Annotated in this window: 10 protein-coding genes; 5 read left to right on the forward strand and 5 right to left on the reverse strand. The window is 47.9% G+C overall.

Annotation, left to right across the window (positions count from 1 at the left end; all coding sequences use genetic code 11):
* Positions 1-80: 80 nt before the first annotated feature.
* From EA26_RS08250 to EA26_RS08265, 4 genes are read left to right on the forward strand one after another with little or no spacing between them, the layout of a single operon-like run.
* The gene (locus EA26_RS08250; RefSeq protein WP_039426607.1) at positions 81-1472 is read left to right on the forward strand and encodes an HlyD family type I secretion periplasmic adaptor subunit; all 1392 of its coding nucleotides are present in this window, start codon (positions 81-83) and stop codon (positions 1470-1472) included.
* Entirely contained in the window at positions 1456-2190 is a 735-nt protein-coding gene (locus tag EA26_RS08255; RefSeq protein WP_039426610.1) for a transglutaminase-like cysteine peptidase, read from the forward strand. Before EA26_RS08250 ends, EA26_RS08255 begins: the two co-directional genes overlap by 17 nt.
* Before the next feature lie 5 nt (positions 2191-2195).
* Positions 2196-4109: a bifunctional diguanylate cyclase/phosphodiesterase gene (locus EA26_RS08260; protein WP_039428894.1), complete on the forward strand. Its 1914-nt coding sequence runs from the start codon at positions 2196-2198 to the stop codon at positions 4107-4109.
* Between the two features lie 12 nt (positions 4110-4121).
* Positions 4122-6236: a type I secretion system permease/ATPase gene (locus EA26_RS08265; protein ID WP_039426612.1), complete on the forward strand. Its 2115-nt coding sequence runs from the start codon at positions 4122-4124 to the stop codon at positions 6234-6236.
* Between the two features lie 73 nt (positions 6237-6309).
* Here EA26_RS08265 and cysS read toward each other — a convergent pair whose 3' ends face one another.
* The 5 genes from cysS to EA26_RS08290 all read right to left on the reverse strand — a co-directional run bounded on the left by cysS (position 6310) and on the right by EA26_RS08290 (position 14276).
* On the reverse strand, positions 6310-7686 hold the full coding sequence (gene cysS, locus EA26_RS08270; protein WP_039426614.1) for a cysteine--tRNA ligase: 1377 nt from the start codon (positions 7684-7686) through the stop codon (positions 6310-6312).
* A gap of 240 nt (positions 7687-7926) precedes the next feature.
* The gene (locus EA26_RS08275; RefSeq protein WP_039426617.1) at positions 7927-9603 is read right to left on the reverse strand and encodes a flagellar assembly protein A; all 1677 of its coding nucleotides are present in this window, start codon (positions 9601-9603) and stop codon (positions 7927-7929) included.
* 332 nt (positions 9604-9935) lie between these two features.
* Positions 9936-11990 (reverse strand): tRNA(Met) cytidine acetyltransferase TmcA, encoded by a 2055-nt coding sequence (locus tag EA26_RS08280; protein ID WP_039426619.1) that lies wholly within the window; start codon positions 11988-11990, stop codon positions 9936-9938.
* A gap of 86 nt (positions 11991-12076) precedes the next feature.
* A complete protein-coding gene (locus EA26_RS08285) occupies positions 12077-13051 on the reverse strand; it encodes a ParB/RepB/Spo0J family partition protein (RefSeq protein WP_039426620.1) in 975 nt (324 codons plus the stop codon).
* A 7-nt stretch (positions 13052-13058) separates the two neighbouring features.
* Positions 13059-14276 (reverse strand): AAA family ATPase, encoded by a 1218-nt coding sequence (locus tag EA26_RS08290; protein ID WP_039426622.1) that lies wholly within the window; start codon positions 14274-14276, stop codon positions 13059-13061.
* Positions 14277-15536: 1260 nt separating this feature from the next.
* Here EA26_RS08290 and EA26_RS08300 point away from each other — a divergent pair.
* A complete protein-coding gene (locus EA26_RS08300) occupies positions 15537-17507 on the forward strand; it encodes a replication initiator protein RctB domain-containing protein (protein WP_039426627.1) in 1971 nt (656 codons plus the stop codon).
* Positions 17508-17682: the final 175 nt, after the last annotated feature.

Genomic DNA, 17682 nt, shown 5'->3' on the forward strand with positions numbered 1-17682 from the left:
CGATTTGCCGGTCCTGCCTTTAACATTATTTCCGACTGGGCTTACAATTACTTAGACAAATAATCAAACAAGGACAGTGCATGAGCAGCAACAACTACAACAAGCTCAGCAACCAAGAGCTCGATTTTGTCGACGACAAAACCGCCGCTTTGCTTTTAAACACCCCCACCAATGCGCGCCTTATGTTGTGGGTGATTGTGTTGTTTTTTGCCATTTCGATTGGCTGGGCCTCGTGGGCCGAAATCGACAAAGTGACCGTCGGTCAAGGGAAAGTGATCCCCTCGTCGCAAATCCAAATTGTACAAAACCTCGAAGGGGGGTTAGTTAAAGAAATTCTGGTAAAAGAGGGTCAGTTGGTACAAAAAGGCCAGCAACTGTTACTGATCGACGACACCCGTTTTCGCTCTGACTATCGCGAACGTGAGCAGCAAGTAGCGAACTTAACGGCGGCAGTGCTGCAACTCACCGCCTCAATCGACAGTGTCGAAATCGATGAAGAGTTTACCAACGCCGAGTGGGAAAAAAGTGTGGTGATCAACTACAGCCAGCTCAGTTTCCCTGAACAATTGGAGCAAGAGCAGGCTGATCTGATCCAGAGACAAAAAGCAGAATATCGCCAAAATTTAAATAACTTACGCAACCAACTTTCCGTGTTAACCCAGCAAGTTAGGCAGAAACAGCAAGACTTGGTGGAAATCCAATCGCGCGTGAAAAGCTTGCGACAAGGGTACGAGTTCGCCAAGAAAGAGCTGGAGATCACTCAACCGCTGGCCGACGAAGGTGTAGTGCCAAAAATCGAGCTGCTCAAGTTGCAGCGTCAAGTCAACGATACCCGCCGTGAACTGACGTCGACCGAGCTAAAAATTCCGGTTCTGCAGTCTTCGATTCGCGAGTCCATGCTCAGCCGCATTGATGCGGCGCTGAAGTTTCGCTCGGAACAGCAAGAAAAGCTCAATAAAGCGCAAGATCAGCTCTCGGCGCTTGTGGAATCTACCGTTGGGCTAAAAGACAGAGTGAAACGAACCGTGGTGGTCTCACCGGTTACCGGCAAAATTAAAACGCTGAACATTAATACCGTCGGCGGCGTGATTCAGCCGGGGATGGATATTGTTGAGATAGTCCCCACCGAAGACACGCTTTTAGTCGAGGCAAAAATTGCCCCGCAAGATATCGCCTTCCTCAGACCGAACTTGTCGGCGGTGGTGAAGTTCACCGCCTACGATTTTAGTAAGTACGGCGGCCTGACGGGAGTACTGGAGCACATCAGCGCCGATACCACCAAAGATGAGGAGGGAAACAGCTTCTATATTGTTCGCGTTCGCACGGAAAAGACCAATTTTGGCCAAGATGCCGATTTGCCGATTATTCCCGGCATGACGGCTTCAGTGGACATCATCACCGGTAAGCGAACAGTATTGGAGTATTTGCTTAAACCCATTCTTAGCGCGCAAAGCAATGCCCTTAAAGAATAAGAGACACTTTAAAGCAGCGCTCAGTCTGCTAAGGCACAACACCAACAACGCAGGCCGATGGGTTGGACTCGCGTTACTCGGTTGGGCGGCGTTTAGCTCTCAAGCGCTCAACACCACCGAGCAGAAATGGGTTGATGCGGTATCCAGCACCTATGGGCAAAGGGCAGGAAAACGTGTAGCGGCTTGGCGCGAGAATATAGACTTTTTCAAACAGTTAGAAGAACAAGAACAACTGGCAGGCATCAACGATTTTTTCAACCAACTCTATTTTGTCGACGACATTCAGCTGTGGGGACAAAAAGATTATTGGGCCACGCCACTGGAATTTTTAGGCAGTAATGCAGGCGATTGTGAAGACTTCACCATCGCCAAATATTTTTCATTGCTGGAATTGGGCGTCTCGGACAACAAACTGCGCTTGGTGTACGTCAAAGCCTTGGAACTCAATCAGTTCCACATGGTACTGGCTTACTATAAAACGCCAAGCTCGGAGCCATTGATCCTCGACAACCTCAATCCAAGGATCCTTAAAGCGTCCAAGCGTCAGGATCTGCTGCCGATATACAGTTTTAACGGTAAAAATCTCTGGTTGATGAAATCCGCCAACTCCAACGGACAACTGGCTGGCGATTCATCCCGTTTAAGCTTGTGGAACGATCTTCGTTCAAGAGAAAAAACACTCAAGCTAAACAAACCTATCATTAACTATGACGAGTAATGAGCATGACATTATACAAGCAACTTGTGGTTGGTATGATTACAGTGTTTATCCTGCTGATGGCATCAGTATTTGTAATCGAATTCAACACCACTCGGAATAGCCTAGAGCAGCAGCAACGCTCCGAGATGAACAACACCATCAACACCGTTGGTTTAGCGCTGGCTCCTTATCTGAAAGACAAAGATAAAGTTGCGGTGGAATCGGTGATCAACGCCCTGTTTGATGGCAGTACTTACTCGGTGGTGCGGCTTATCTTCCTCGATTCTGGGGAAGAGATCATTCGCACTTACCCAGTCAAGCCGAACTCAGTGCCTGCTTGGTTTAGCAAGTTAAACCTGTTCCAGCGCATCCATGATCAGCGCATTGTCACCAGCGGTTGGTTGCAACTGGCGGAAGTGGAGATAGTGAGCCACCCTGGCGCTGCATACGAACAGCTTTGGCAAGCTTTTATGCGCCTTGTCAGCGCATTTAGTGGCATCTTTGTCATCGGTCTACTCGCGATTGCTTACATCCTCAAACGCTCGCTGAAACCGCTCACCGCCATCATTGAGAAGATGAACGACATCGCCAACAACAAGTTTGGCGAACCACTTGCTCGCCCTCACACCAAAGATTTGATTGCCGTCGTTGATGGCATTAACCGCATGTCATCACAGATTGAAGTCTCCTTTAAGATTCAGGCGAAAGAGGCACAGCGTCTGCGTGAGCAGGCGTACATCGACCCTGTATCGAAGCTGGGCAACCGCTCTTTCTATATCAGTCAGCTCGATCAGTGGCTTGCGGAAAATGCGCCCGGCGGCGTCGCGGTACTCAACGCCGAGTACATCGGCGAAGTGTATGACAACAAAGATTATCAATCGGCCGATCGTATGGTGGCAGAGCTGGCAAAACAGCTCGAGAGCACCATCACCGTTCCGGGCGCAACCATGGCACGTATCTCAAGCGATGAGTTTGGTTTTATCTTCCCTCACATGGATGAGAGTGAGCTCAAAATTGTCGCGGACAGCATCATCAATTGCGTACAAATGCTCAATACTGACCCAACAGGTACTGCTGATGCCAAAGTGGCGTTGGGGGTTGCGCATAACAAAGACAGCAAAACACGCACAGAAATGCTCTCTATGGTCGACAACGCGCTTTCCAAAGCCAAAGCGTCACCAGAGCTTACCTACGGCTTTGTCGGCACCGACACACAAGGCAGTACTATGGGCAAACAGCAGTGGAAAGCGTTGGTGGAAGAAGCGATTCATAACGATTGGATTCAGTTCCGTTTTCAATCAGCCAACAGCCGCACTGGTAATACGTTCCACCGTGAAGTCTTCTCCAGCATTGAAAAAGAGGGCGTGGTTTACCGTGCTAACCAATATCTCTATGCGTTGGAACAGCTCGAAGCAACCCACCTGTTTGACGAATATGTGATTGAATCGATGATCAAGCTGCTGGAGCGTAAAACCTTCACCGAGCCGATGGCGATCAACATCGCCCACAGCAGTCTGTCACAGCCCAGCTTCATCCGTTGGATAACCAATACACTCGATAAACATAAATCAGTGGCGTCTTTGCTTCATTTTGAGATCCCAGAAGAGTGCTTTGTAAACCAGCCACACCACACCGCTTTATTGTGCCACGCTATTCGTAACGCTGGTGCCGAGTTTGGCGTGGACAACTACGGTCGTAACTTCCAATCGCTCGATTACATTAATGAGTATCGTCCTAACTACGTCAAACTCGACTATCTGTTTACCCACAATTTGGACGATGAAAAGCAGAAATTCACCCTGACGTCCATCTCTCGGGCGGCCCACAATCTGGGTATCACCACCATCGCCTCAAGGGTAGAAACCCAAACGCAGTTGGACTTCTTGTCAGAACATTTTGTTGAAGTATTCCAGGGCTTCATCGTAGATAAAGAGTAGTAAGGTTATCTCATGAAAGATCCATTGTTGAATTCGCTGATATACGTCAGCCGCTATTACGGGCTGGCCAACTCGCCGGAGGCGCTGGTCAATGGTTTGCCACTCTCCGATGGCAAGCTGACGCCTTTTCTGCTGCCACGCTCTGCAGAGCGCGCAGGCTTGGTTGCGAAAGAGAACCGCGCAGAACTCGAAGCCATCTCCAGCTTAGTCTTGCCCGCCATTTTGCTGCTCAAAGGCGGTGACTCGTGCGTGCTTAACAGCCTCAACCAAGAAAAAGGCGAAGCGGAAATCACCACCTTAGAAAGTGGTATGGTGCCGGTCGTCATTCCTTTAGACGAGCTCAAAGCGCAGTACACTGGGCGCTATTTCTTAGTCAAAAAGCAGTTTCGTTATGACGAACGTTCGCCTGAGATTCTTAAAACGCGCGAAGGTCACTGGTTCTGGTCTACTTTGTGGCAATCAAAACACATCTATCGTGACGTCTTAATCGCTTCTATCCTGATTAACTTATTTGCTATCGCAGCGCCGATGTTTACTCGTATTGTCTACGACAAGGTAGTGCCAAATCTCGCATTTGAAACCTTGTGGGTACTGGCAAGCGGAATTTTTGTTGTCTTCCTGTTCGATTTTGTCCTAAAAATGCTGCGCAATTACTTTATTGATGTGGCAGGGAAAAAGTCGGACATTTTGATTTCTTCCAAGTTGTTTAGCAAAGTGATGGGCATTCGTATGGAATCGAAGCCACCTTCAGTCGGCGCTTTTGCTCGCCATCTGCAAGAGTTTGAATCGATTCGCGAGTTCTTCACTTCGGCAACGATAAGCTCGCTGATTGACCTTCCCTTCGCGTTGCTGTTTCTCTTACTGATTTGGCTGATGGCGGGCAACTTGGTTTGGGTACCCATCATCGGCGTGCTGATCGTGATGATTCACTCATTCCTCATTCAAGGCCCGCTGCGCCGCTCGATTGAAGAAGGTTCCCGTTTGGCGTCACAGAAATACGCCAACCTAATCGAAAGCCTAGCCGGGCTGGAAACGGTCAAACTGTTCAGCGCACAAGGACAGTTCCAGTACCGCTGGGAAGAAGCGGTTGCACACATGGCCAACTGGAACATCAAAACCCGCCGCATCACCGACAGCATCCAAAGTGCCGCTGGCTTTGTGCAACAAAGTGCCAGCGTGGGCATGATCATTCTTGGCGTCTATCTCATCTCTGAGGGTGATCTGACCATGGGTGGCCTGATCGCCGCGACCATGCTGAGCGGCAAAGCGATCGGCCCGCTAGTGCAGCTTTCACTGTTATCGACTCGCTACAATCAAGCCAAATCGTCAATGACCATCATTAATCAGGTGATGGAAATGCCAGACGAGCAAGAAGAAGGCAAACGCTATATTCACCGCCCTATTGTGCAAGGCAAAATTGAGCTGGATCGAGTGACGTTTCACTACCCTGATGCTCCCATCGCTTCTATTCGTGATTTGAGCCTGACCATTAATCCGGGAGAAAAAGTCGCCATTATTGGCCGTATTGGTTCGGGTAAAACCACCCTTGAGCGGCTGATTATGGGCTTATACAAACCCACAGCTGGACACGTGCGTATCGATGACACCGATATTGAGCAGTTGCATCATGTCGATATCCGCCGCAACATTGGTTGTGTTCCGCAAGATAGCACTCTGTTCTTTGGCTCCATTCGCGAGAACATTACCTTGGGGCGTCCTTTGGTCGACGATAGGGATGTGTTAGACGCCGCTAACCGCGCAGGGGTAACTAACTTTACCCAAGCCGATCCTGCTGGTTTGGAACGCCAAGTGGGCGAAGGTGGCGCAATGCTCTCGGGTGGTCAGCGACAAGCGGTCACCATTGCGCGGGCGTTTTTGGGGCGGCCGCCAATCCTACTAATGGACGAGCCAACCAGCGCGATGGATAACCGCTCGGAAATGCAGATCAAGCATCAGCTCTCTCAACTAAAACTGAGTGAAACGCTGATTCTCATCACGCATAAAACTTCGATGTTGGATGTGGTGGAGCGCGTCATCGTGATGGAAAAAGGCAGCATTATTGCCGATGGGCCCAAAACACAAGTGCTCAGTGATCTCAAACAAGGCAAAGTTCGCGCCGTCAGTTAACACCAACCCCAGCACAGGCTGGGGTTGTTTTTGTCTTCAGTTTACAGTGTAAATAGACCCGTCGTATCCAACCTTAACGCCTCTGTAAAGTGGTGGTGTGATTGCCAACATCATTCACTTGGTAACCGAGTGCCACTATCTCATCTCTTAGTTTATCCGCCTCTTGATAACGTCCTTGCTGTTTCAGCGCCAAACGTTTATCCGCCAGTACTTGTACTTGCGCTGGGACGATAATCTCCTCATTGCGCTCCAACTGTAAACCAAACACGCGGTCAAAATAGAGCAAGGTTGCTCTTTTATCCTCCAGTGAAATGTCACTGTCGAACACTTGCCAAGCAAGTGCCAAAGCTTGCGGCATGTTGAGATCGCGGTTGACCAGCACAATAAAACGCTCTCGGAAAGCCGCATCCACTTGCCCGCCTTCGGGTAAATCAGCGAGCCTCCGCCTCATACGATTCAGTGCGGTCTGCGCACCGCTTAACCCTTGCCAAGTAAAGTTCAAGTGGCTGCGATAGTGGGCAGTCAACGTGAGGTAACGATAAGCCAGCGGGGTGTAGCTTTGCTGCAACAAACTTTCTAAGCGCATTGACGTTCCGGATTTGGAGATCTTTTCATTGCTGAGTTGCAGAAAATAGCCATGCAACCAAAAATTGGCCTGAATATGGCCATTCTTTGCTTCACATTGGGCGATCTCGTTGGTGTGATGAATTGGGATATGATCTTCGCCGCCGACATGAATATCAAATCGCTTACCCAAATACTTTTCGGCCATCGCGGAACATTCGATGTGCCAGCCGGGAAACCCAATGCCCCAAGGGCTCGGCCACTCCATTTGTCTTTGTTGCTCGCCACTGAACTTCCACAGCGCAAAATCGGTGGGCAGCTTTTTCTCCGCCATCTCCACACGAATACCAGACGCGAGTCCTTTTTTATCCAGTTTGGCCAACTCGCCATAATTAGCGAGCTTTTCTGTATCAAAGTAGATACCGTCACTGGTTCTGTAGGTAAAGCCTTTTTCTTGCAGCTCACGCACAAACGCTATCTGCTCTTCAATATGCTCTGTGGCACGGCACACCTGACTCGGTAGGTCGATGTTCAATTGGTGTAAATCCGTGAAAAAGACTTGTTCAAAGTAGCGAGCAATTTCCCACGCACTTTTCCCTTGTTTACGCGCGCCTTTTTCCATTTTGTCTTCTCCACTGTCATCATCAGAGACCAGATGACCAACATCGGTGATATTCATGACGTGCTTGACTTGATAACCGTTTAGTCTCAGTACTCGTGTCAAAACATCAACAAACAAGTAGGTACGCAAATTGCCGATATGCGCGTAATCATAAACTGTCGGGCCACAAGCATAGAGCCCGACTTCGTTTTCCCGAATGGTGCGAAAGGGCTGAAGGGTCCTGGTGAGCGTATTAAACAGCTGAACGGGAGAGGGATAATTCATAGCTTCTTCCTTGCAAAAATAAAAAAGGCCGTGGATGCATGCATCGACGGCCTTAGAAATACGGGTAGTTATACTAACAAACAGACACGCGCCTTCGGCCGTAAAACGGAGTTTTACAGCAGCAACAAAGGGCTTGGGTAACAATCTTAGTCTGTGTCATGTAGTTAACCTAAAGGAGTTGTGGCTAAAAAGCAATCTTCTAAAAAGCAATCTTCCAAAAACTAATACTCAAAATGAGTGCTAGTTTGCGGCCACGTCTTCTTCTTCCAGAGTTGAAGAAACTTTGATTTCATACTGATTGAAGCGGAAGATACTGCCACCATGAGTTCGCTTGGTCACCACCTGTTCATCACCAAATTGCACCGTCACTCGGGTGAACACTTTTTCCGTCGCCTCCACCGTGTTGATTTCCAACAATGCGTTGAATTCGGAGTCGACGGTTTCGAGCTCACCTTTAAGCGATTCGAGTTGTGCACTGTTTTGCGCTTTCAGCTCTGCAATTTCAGCTTCGACGCCTTCTTGCCTCTCCGCTTTCGGCGTCTTCTTAAATTCGAGTTCGCGACGAATCACATCCATCGTCTCTTCTTGGGCAATCTTATACTGCTCTTTGAGCAAAGCGATTTTATCTTTATAGGCGGCGAAACGAGCAAAGGCTTCAATCTTGGTCGCCGTATCCCCTTCAACACCAAGAAAGACACATTTTACCTTTCCGCCAACGCGGGCAACCCCGCCACTCAAGGTGCCGTTTTTACCATTGGCATCCATCACGGTGAGATCATGCCCGCATAAAATGTCGTTATTGAGCGAATGCACTGCAAGGTCAATGTTGTGCGCTGCCTGCAACTCACAATATTGTGCATAGTTTGCGCTAATATTGCCTTTGGTTTTAACCGAGCAGCTTTTGGCTTCACCATCACTCACGGTATGACCTATGATGCCTTTGCCAACCACAATATCGCCTTGTGCTTGCACATCGGCAGATTCGATAAAGCCGCCAACGGTGATCGAGCCTGTCGCACGCACTTTCATCCCAGCTTCAATATCACCGGAGATCACTACATTACCCTTAAATTTGATATGCCCCGTCCCGACACCGACGTTATTAAGGCACAACGCGCTGTCAACTTCGATGGTTTTCTCTTTAATCAGCGGCATGCCTGCTTGACTGGCGACGAGTATGTTGGGATTGTAAGACGCAATTTCCGTTCCTTTACCAGGTTTTAATGCAGCATCTTTCCCGGCTAAAGGCGGAATGGCTTTGCCTTGAACCGTGAATCCTGGGGAACCTTTAGTGGCGGGCTCGCGACGCATCACTTCGTCTCCGCGTTCAACGGTAATGGTTTCACCAAGATTGCGCATATCGATTTTAGCGTTCGCCGACTTCCCTTTCTCCGGCTTAAGCACTCGCTTGGTGATGTCTTCCACCAAAGGGACAAATTGGGTGTCTTTGCCTTTGACTGGTTGTTTGCCTTGCGCCACGGCCTGTACAAAGCTCTCACCCGGTTTGAGCTGGTTGCTCATGACCAGCACTTTTTTCAAGGCCAGCTTGTTAATGCCTTTAGTGACATGCGCGCTGGCTAGCGCGTGGACTATCTCGCTACCGCGCAAGCCTCGACCACCATAGGCGCCCGTGACTTTCATACTGGCCAACATATCATTGTTTGACAATTCGACTTCTAGCTGCGCATTCAACCGTTTTGCAACCTCAATACCTTGATACGCTTCGGCCTTTTTCTCCCGCACACTGTTAATAAACCGCACCACTTCCGCTTCATCAAGAAACAGATTTCCAGCATCCATCTCAGCCAGTACGGCATCAATTTCTTTTCTGATCAGCTCACCACCCAAATCCACTTCGGGGAGTTTGGCGATGATGCTGGTCTTATTTTCATTCCATGAAAGGCAAAGTTTCCACATAAACAGCCACGTGCAGTTAAAGCCGAAAGACAATCTTGGAACTAGTCTAACGAAAATGAGGATCGCTGAGAATCATGGAAAGGGAATAATCTGGCTCACATCACTAAAGGGTATATCGAACGAGATTGCATCCAGTTTGTGACTGCGGGTTCATTTCTCGCTCAATCGGTTTACACTGTAAATCCACGTCGCCAGCCACAAGCAAAGAGAAGCCGATTAGGTAAAACGCAGCACCAAGGGTATTTTCATTTCCCGCTGAAGCTCACAATCTCTATGTACTGGGAATAAACCGCTAAAACCACGAGCGATTTACAGTGTAAAGAGCAATGGGTTTACTCGGCAAGATGATCCAATTTACATTGTAAATTCGACAGGAAAACCAGTTGGCGTACATCGTCTCTTAGCGCTTGTTCTGCTTGTTTGCGGCCAGGGAAAGCAAAACGCTCCGCGCAGCGCTGCCACGACTGGTTGAGCAACACTTTACTGATTAGCAGATCCGATAAGCTCTGCACCTCAAGCGACAGTATCCAAGCTTTAAGCCAAGGTTGGACGCTGTCAAAACTATTGCCACCTTCAGCATAATTAACAATCAGAGCGATACAAGTCGGATTGGGGCTTGAGTAGCTCACCGTGTTGAGCAGCGATCGCACTAGCATCGCATCCAACTCAGAAAAACTCGACGACAGATAATCCGGCAGTGTCTCTTTGAACATCAGATGCGCTTGCGTTTGCCATCTTTCAGCCAACGAACTTAACGCTTTCACCATCACCAGAGAATGGCATCCACTGGCCGCATCTCGAGAAAAACCCAATCGCAGTGGCAGATAACCCGCTCGCTGCCAAAAGCGAACCAATTCCGCGCTGGCACCAAAGCTGGTCGCAAGGTAATCCGTTTTACCTTCGAGCAGAGCTTGCAACTGAGCTAATAAATTCTGCCCGATGCCACGCCCTTGCCAATCTGGGTGAACAGCAATCCGCATTACCCGTGTCGCGCTTTGCTGCGCGGCTTGCGTAATGCCGAGATGATTGGCAATGGTGGTCGCGACCAAATGCCCAGCTGGGCGCCTGTGGCCAAGCTGAACTGCTTTAATCAGATCGGCCTCCAACCCGCCTTCGTCAACAGTCAAGATGCAGCAAACGACCGCATTTTGTGCTTGAGCGAGATAAAGCTGACACGCCTCATCGGCAAGCAACTGAAGTAAATCATTGGGTGTGGTTTGATAGTGCGCGTTGACCAAAAGAGAGAAACAAGATTGAAGTATGGCTGGTTGCGCAAGTAATTCCGCTTTACTCACTAAGCGTAAGCGCAACGCATCACTAATCACGTCATCAATCGACACATCATCGCTTTGTAACAAAAAGGCGCGATTGAGCCACGCTTCAAGTGGGTCATTCTTCTTCCAGCGGATCGGCTGCTCTAAATGATACGCTTTCATTCCGGGCCGCTCAGCTTGCAGCCAAGGGATGAACTTATTGGAAAAACCTCTGCCGCACCCTTCGTAACCATGAACGGTAGAAGAGAAGACCAAACGATGATAGTCCGCCACCATCGCTTTTAGCATCGGCAAAGGAATGGCGGCAGCTTCGTCAACCAGCAAGAGATCACACGATGGGCGTTGTGATAACAGCTCATCGGGCGCAATAAATTGCAGTGACGATTCACCGGTACGCAAAATGAATTTGCCAACTCTATGGCTGTTGAGCAACTGGGTTTGTGCGTGGAAAAATAACGTTTCAACTGCTGAAAATGACGGTGCGGTCAGCAAAATTTTCAACGGCCGCTGCTGCATTAACTGGCCACAAGCCAAACCAAGCGCACTGCTTTTTCCTCGTCCGCGATCGGCGGTGAGCACAAGGGGACGTTTGCGATGCCCAGTCAGCACTTTTTTGACTAAGTCTATCGCATTGCGCTGCTCTGCGTAGCCATCGTCAACGGCTGGCGCTACAACCTGTTGGGGAAGCTGTGTGAACAGCCCTTTATCGATTTGCACTAACTCGGCGAAGTGACGCTCTAACCAAGCTTGAGCATAAGAGGTTGTTGGTCCATCACTGGGTAATATCAGCAATATTCCGCCGCCAACTAATGCACCGCAAGCCGCAGTAAAACTATTGGCATCAAACGGCTGGCGCGCATTGACAACAAGAATCTGGCACTCCTGCCCTAAAAGGCGCTGCCCCTGTTTATATCCGACCGCTTTGCTGATCTGCGGATGAAAGTCATCACTTAGTCCAACAGAGAAAATCACCGCCGAGGTTTGTCGAGTTAGCCAGTGATGCAGTTGCTCATCTTGCCACTTAGCGTCACCACGTAAAACCACGCCATAACGCCAACCTGTCGTCGATGCTTGCTGGGAAATCGCATGCAACGCTTGTAAAGGAGTGTCCATAAATCGTACCCAAGTTCGAAGTGTGCTTATGGTAGCACAGGATCAAAAAAAGCCGCATCAGCGGCTTTTTGACAATAAATGACGGCTTATCCTAGCTTGGACTCAAGGAATTTGAGGATCTCATCCATCGTTTGGTCATCTATTTTCTTTAGTGTCAGCGCTAAATTACTGCCCTTACGGCTGTAAGATGCGCGTCCTTTAATAAGCTCTGTCTTCTCTGCTTTGGCTTTAGGCTTACTTGGTAGCAACTCAGACATCCACTGCTCAAGTGTTTCCGTCACTTCTTTGGTCAAACGCGCTACTCCCTGAGCCTGACTGCGTTGCCAAACCAGCCCTTCTTCACTCAGACATTTATGCAAAAGCTGCGTTTGTTGCTCACTTGGCAAAGAGAAGTATTGTTTGTGCAGTTTTACGATCGTCGGGCGGCCAAGCTCGCCCACATTTGGGTAAGCTTGCAGCAACTCCAGAGGCAGCGACGCCGCTTTGAGCGCGCCGCTAACCAATGCCTCACTACATTGGAACATTTTTGCCAGCGCTTTTTGATCTTCAGCTTCCCCTTTATCCAGCTTCGCCTGCATCTCTTTGCCTTTCTCATACAGAGAGAGTGGCTTGTGCGCGTTAGCGACATCAGACAAAAATTTCGCCTGCTCGGCACTGATGTTATCGGCGACATAAATGAGGAAATCTTGCTTCGCGAGAATACAAGACATACGACGGCGACTACCATCGAGTACTTCGATCTTACCGTCAGCCGCACGACGACCAACCGCTGGGTATTGCTGTCCTCTCTCTTTGAGCGTACTTAAAACATCGGACAACGCGTGTTCATTTAAAAATGCCTGTTCACGTGCATTTTCTGCAAACACGACCGTTTTCTGTTCCACCTCTTGAGCGGCAATACGCACCAATTCAAACGTGACGCTCTGCTCGCCTGCCACAGACAGTTCAATCACTTGTGCTTGCTCTTTCGCCGCGGTCTGTGCCTCTTGAGGTGTGGTGACTCGGCGCTTATCTGCTTTACCAAAGAGTTTGGCATTGAGTTCTGAGGTTCTAATTGCCATGACTTATTTATCCTTGATTCAGTGAAGACCAATGAGAATGAAGCACACGCTCCAGTTCAAGCGCACTCTTTTGCACCGCATCTTGCGCCGTCGCTAGTGTCTTTTTGCCACCTTCAAAGTCACCCGTGGTTAAATCAAATACGGTACTGTACGTATCAGCGCAGGTTTCAAAAGCGCGGCTGCGAGGAATGGTCGCCATCATCACTTGGTCACCAAGTAAGTAGTTCATCTCCGTCAATACCGAGACTTGCTTTTTATTGTCATCTTCAAACATGGTTGGCATAAGGCGGACAAACTCCAGCCCTTTCCAATCGTCTGGAAACATTTCATACACGGTTGGCAAGTGTTGGAAGAAGTTGACGGTCGACGCCCAGTCCAAACGTTTCGCCGCACATGGGATCAACAGCGCATTCGATGCATACATCGCATTCCACACTAGGGGATCGACGTGAGGACCAGTATCAATCATGATGACATCAAAATCGTCAGCAATCTTATCGATCAGTTTTTCCTTGAGCAGTCGCACGATATCAAGCGACTGATTTTGTGACAAATATTGCCAAGCTTCAGCGTTAAACATCGCATCTTCCGGGAACGCCGAAATGGTTTTCAGATTAGGATATTGCGTTGGTAAAAGCACATTGCGGTGCAAGAATTCACGATTAACCTCGACCTCTTCCGGAACATTGTCCAGCATGATATCAACCGCAGAATAGATATTATCGTGCTCAGCAATGCTGATTTGCGGATTGAGGAACAAACGCAAAGAGCCTTGTGGATCTAAGTCAATAAGACAAATACGGTAACGTTTATCCAAATTCAACGCCAAGCAAGCGGCTAAATGCACAGCGGTCATCGACTTACCCGTACCGCCCTTTTGGTTTTGCACATTGATAATCCACGGCTTGTTTCCGGTGCTGTTTTTACGCTGGTGAAACTTCGCCACGCCCGCAGCGTCCATCAACATATGTGCTTCTTCTAAAGAGATCGAGTAATGGTTGGCGTTGTTTTTAGTAAACTGATGCCCTTCCGCTTCCATTTTGCTAATCGCATCATCCAACTTACGACGGGTTAAACCAGAACGAGTTTCCATTAATGCCTTGGACATTGGCGGAAAATAATCATCACTGCGCTCTTCAAGAACAATCTCAATTCGGTCCGCCTGAACTTGTTGAGTTGATTCGGCCAACTTAATGAGATTCTCTATCGTTTGCTCTCTTTTCATTATCGATTCCTTAGAGAAATATCTTTCACACGATTGTACAGCACTTTAATTCAAATACAACAAAAAGGTGAACGTTCATTTTGAAGAACAATCACATAAAAATGTTTTAATCACGTCATAATGATGTAAAAAAGAACGATAATGTGCTTTTGCTCACCATGGCTTTTATCAAACCTAACGTTTGCAACTGAGATAGAATGAAAGAATTACAGTGTCACTAATTTACAATGTAAATGTTATAAATCATCGGAACGATTAGATAACACCTCTAAATTACGGCACTTGTCAAATCGATTAGCCAAACGAGCGAAAAAGCCGCTCTAATCGCAATCACGTAAAAAGAGAGAAACAAAGCGCGGTATCGCACCGTGATCATGCTTCTGTAAAAAGTCAGCGCCTTTTCCATTTTATTTTGGGTAAATCGCACTAGGAAAGATGATCAAGGAAGCCCGTTGATCATCTTTCCGTAAATAGTCTGGTTGGCGAAACGATGATCATGGTAATGAAGATCGATAAGGTCTACAGAAAGAGAGAGGGCAGGAGGATCCATTCTACGGAACCATGATCAAGTACCACCATGCTCGGAAGCATGTAAATACTTCACCAAACTACGGAAGAATGCCGATGGAATGGGGATTCAAGCAATCCCGCACGTTTCTTTGGTGCATTAAGCAGTCACGACAAACGCATTACATCATCCATATTTCCATGATCATGCTTTCGCAAAGATTAACCCAAGCCAATTACGCTCTATTAACGTTGGCAAACGCACAATTTTTAGACTACCAACCGATACTGCTGTTATTCTCATCGCATATTGCCAAAATGGGCCATGCTTGATCATCGTTCCGTTAGCCATTCAGCTCGGCCGATAGAGATAGAAAGCTTACGTTTGGCTTCTTTCTGTGGATAAATTGTTTGCGACTAATGATCATGCTTTCGATGCTTTGCTGATCATAGTTTCGACTCTCTAATGATCATGTTTTCATAAACTTATGATCATGCTTTCCCACCAATGATGATCATGTTTTCCATTTGGCTATGATCATGGTTCCAGACGACAAAAATAAAAAGACTTATATTACATAGACCTATAACAAAAACACGCAACAGATCATTAGATCACTTTTATCAATAAGATCAAATAAAGCAAAAAGATCAGTTATTTAAAGATCTCTCTTTTCACTTTATTTATGATCTTTTTTTCATTATTCTCTTGGAACTATAGTACTTTTACGGTCAAAGTGATCTAGATCTAACATGACAACCGAAGAAAAAATACTGATCAAAGCTCCGCGGAGCCACAAAGACGGCCATCTATTTGAAGTCAGTGACTCATCTGCAGATTGGGTGGAGCAATATCAGCATTTCAAAGGGGTAACGAAAAGCATTTTAGAACTGTTGAATTTGATCTCTTTACGTGGGTTTAGCAGCAAAGATGGATTGGTATCTACCACTGAAATTGTCGACGCGACCGACGGACAGTTAACCCGAGCCGCACTGCAGCAACGTTTACGAGCGGCAGTTAGCATCGGCTTGTTTACCCAAACGCCCGTGCGCTTTGAAGAAGGGCTTGCAGGCAAAACCATGCTGCACCGCTTTGTTAACCCGAACAAACTGATCTCGGTATTAGGCGCGACCAGTTTAGTCACCGAAAAAGTAAAACAGAGCGAAAAAGAGAAACGTTCTAAAGCCTTAGCGCAAACTCAGGTCAATAAACGATTGCTCAATGAACACGGTTTAAACACGCCGCCGAGTATGAAAGATGAAGCCGATCAGTTTGTTGTTTCACCGACCAACTGGGCCGGGATCATTGACCAAGCACTTGCTCCACCAAGGACGCGTAAAAGCTACCAAAAATCGATGGTATCAATCTCAGGCACCCGAGCGGTCATTGAAACTCGCTCCTCAAAAAACATCATGACGGTGGATGATTTGATGACGCTGTTTGCGCTGTTCACTTTGACGGTGCAGTACCATGATCATCACAAAGAGGAATATCAGTTAGATGCCACTCACATTCCGAACAAAACCCCACTCTATATCACGGATATTTTGTCGCTAAGAGGCAAAAAAGACAGTGGCCCTGCGCGGGATTCGATCCGCGATAGTATTGATCGCATTGAGTTTACCGATTTTCAATTGCATGAACTGACGGGGCGTTGGCTGAGTGAGAATATGCCCGAAGGGTTTAAAAGCGATCGCTTTCGCTTTCTTGCTCGCACCATTACTGCATCGGAAGAGGCGCCTACAGAGGGCAGTGATGGCGAAATTCGCATTAAACCCAATCTATACATTTTAGTTTGGGAACCTTCATTTTATGAGGAGCTGCTGACGCGCGATTACTTCTTCCTCTTTCCACCAGAGATCTTGAAACAACATACCTTAGTGTTCCAGTTGTATTCGTTTTTCCGCAGTCGTATGGTTCGCCGTCACACCGACAGCATGCTATTAACCGAGCTCAATCAAAAGTTGGCGCGCAACATTGAATGGCGCCGTTTTTCGATGGATCTGATCCGTGAGTTACGCAGGTTATCCGAAGGGAAAGGATCGGAAGATCTTTTTAGCGTCAACTTGTGGGGCTACCACCTGAGCGTCGCGACGATCCAAGATAAAGACAAGGTGATCGACTACCAGATCGATATCAAATGTGATGTTGAAGAAGTGCTGCGTTACTCGCGAGCTCGTACCACCAATGCTGGCAAACGCAATATGGCACCAACGCTGCCTAATCCGCTACGCAATGAGATGGTGAGCAAGCAGAAGCTGGAAGAGCTATCGGGCATCATTGATGGTGAGTTTGAGCCGATTCAGCGCAAAGAGCGTTCTCCGAAAGGCAATTTGGGGCGCCGAGTGAAACTGCGTAAGCACTTGGTGGAGATCAATGCCGATGAGATCACCATTACGCTAACCAAATATACCTCCCCAGAGGCCCTAGAACGCAGTATAACGGCGTTGTCAGCCATGACAGGGCATCCGTATGTTTCTATCAAAGAAGAGTGTCAGGAGCTGTTAGAGAAGCTGGATTACATTCGTGTCGATGAGCATGTTTTGCCTTATGAAGCGCTCAGTAAAGTCGTGGAACTGTACAACAGCCAGACGGAGAATAAACATTTGTCGATTGAGCGTTTGATTGCTGGCCTTGCCGTGCGGCGAAAAGTGTGTCGTCAAGTGTTTGAGGGTCATCTGGATGACACCGTGTTCCGCGCGCTTGACGAAGTGGCGGTCTAACTTTCCAACGCACCATCTTCTTCACTGGGCGGATGTGGTGCCGCCCAGGTTGAATCTCTCACATTAGTTAAAAATATCAGCATGTTAGCTCACATTGGCTGAGTACCTATCGGCGATCTGTCAGCAATAGTTTACGTACCACAAATAAGCAACTAGTTGCTTATTTTGTCATAGC

Source organism: Vibrio navarrensis (assembly GCF_000764325.1).
Taxonomy (GTDB): Bacteria; Pseudomonadota; Gammaproteobacteria; order Enterobacterales; family Vibrionaceae; genus Vibrio; species Vibrio navarrensis.

Coding starts and splice junctions, on each gene's coding strand:
- EA26_RS08250 (WP_039426607.1), top strand. CDS start 81: ATGAGCAGCAACAACTACAACAAGCTCAGCAACCAAGAGCTCGATTTT.
- EA26_RS08255 (WP_039426610.1), top strand. CDS start 1,456: ATGCCCTTAAAGAATAAGAGACACTTTAAAGCAGCGCTCAGTCTGCTA.
- EA26_RS08260 (WP_039428894.1), top strand. CDS start 2,196: ATGACATTATACAAGCAACTTGTGGTTGGTATGATTACAGTGTTTATC.
- EA26_RS08265 (WP_039426612.1), top strand. CDS start 4,122: ATGAAAGATCCATTGTTGAATTCGCTGATATACGTCAGCCGCTATTAC.
- cysS (WP_039426614.1), bottom strand. CDS start 7,686: ATGAATTATCCCTCTCCCGTTCAGCTGTTTAATACGCTCACCAGGACC.
- EA26_RS08275 (WP_039426617.1), bottom strand. CDS start 9,603: ATGTGGAAACTTTGCCTTTCATGGAATGAAAATAAGACCAGCATCATC.
- EA26_RS08280 (WP_039426619.1), bottom strand. CDS start 11,990: ATGGACACTCCTTTACAAGCGTTGCATGCGATTTCCCAGCAAGCATCG.
- EA26_RS08285 (WP_039426620.1), bottom strand. CDS start 13,051: ATGGCAATTAGAACCTCAGAACTCAATGCCAAACTCTTTGGTAAAGCA.
- EA26_RS08290 (WP_039426622.1), bottom strand. CDS start 14,276: ATGAAAAGAGAGCAAACGATAGAGAATCTCATTAAGTTGGCCGAATCA.
- EA26_RS08300 (WP_039426627.1), top strand. CDS start 15,537: ATGACAACCGAAGAAAAAATACTGATCAAAGCTCCGCGGAGCCACAAA.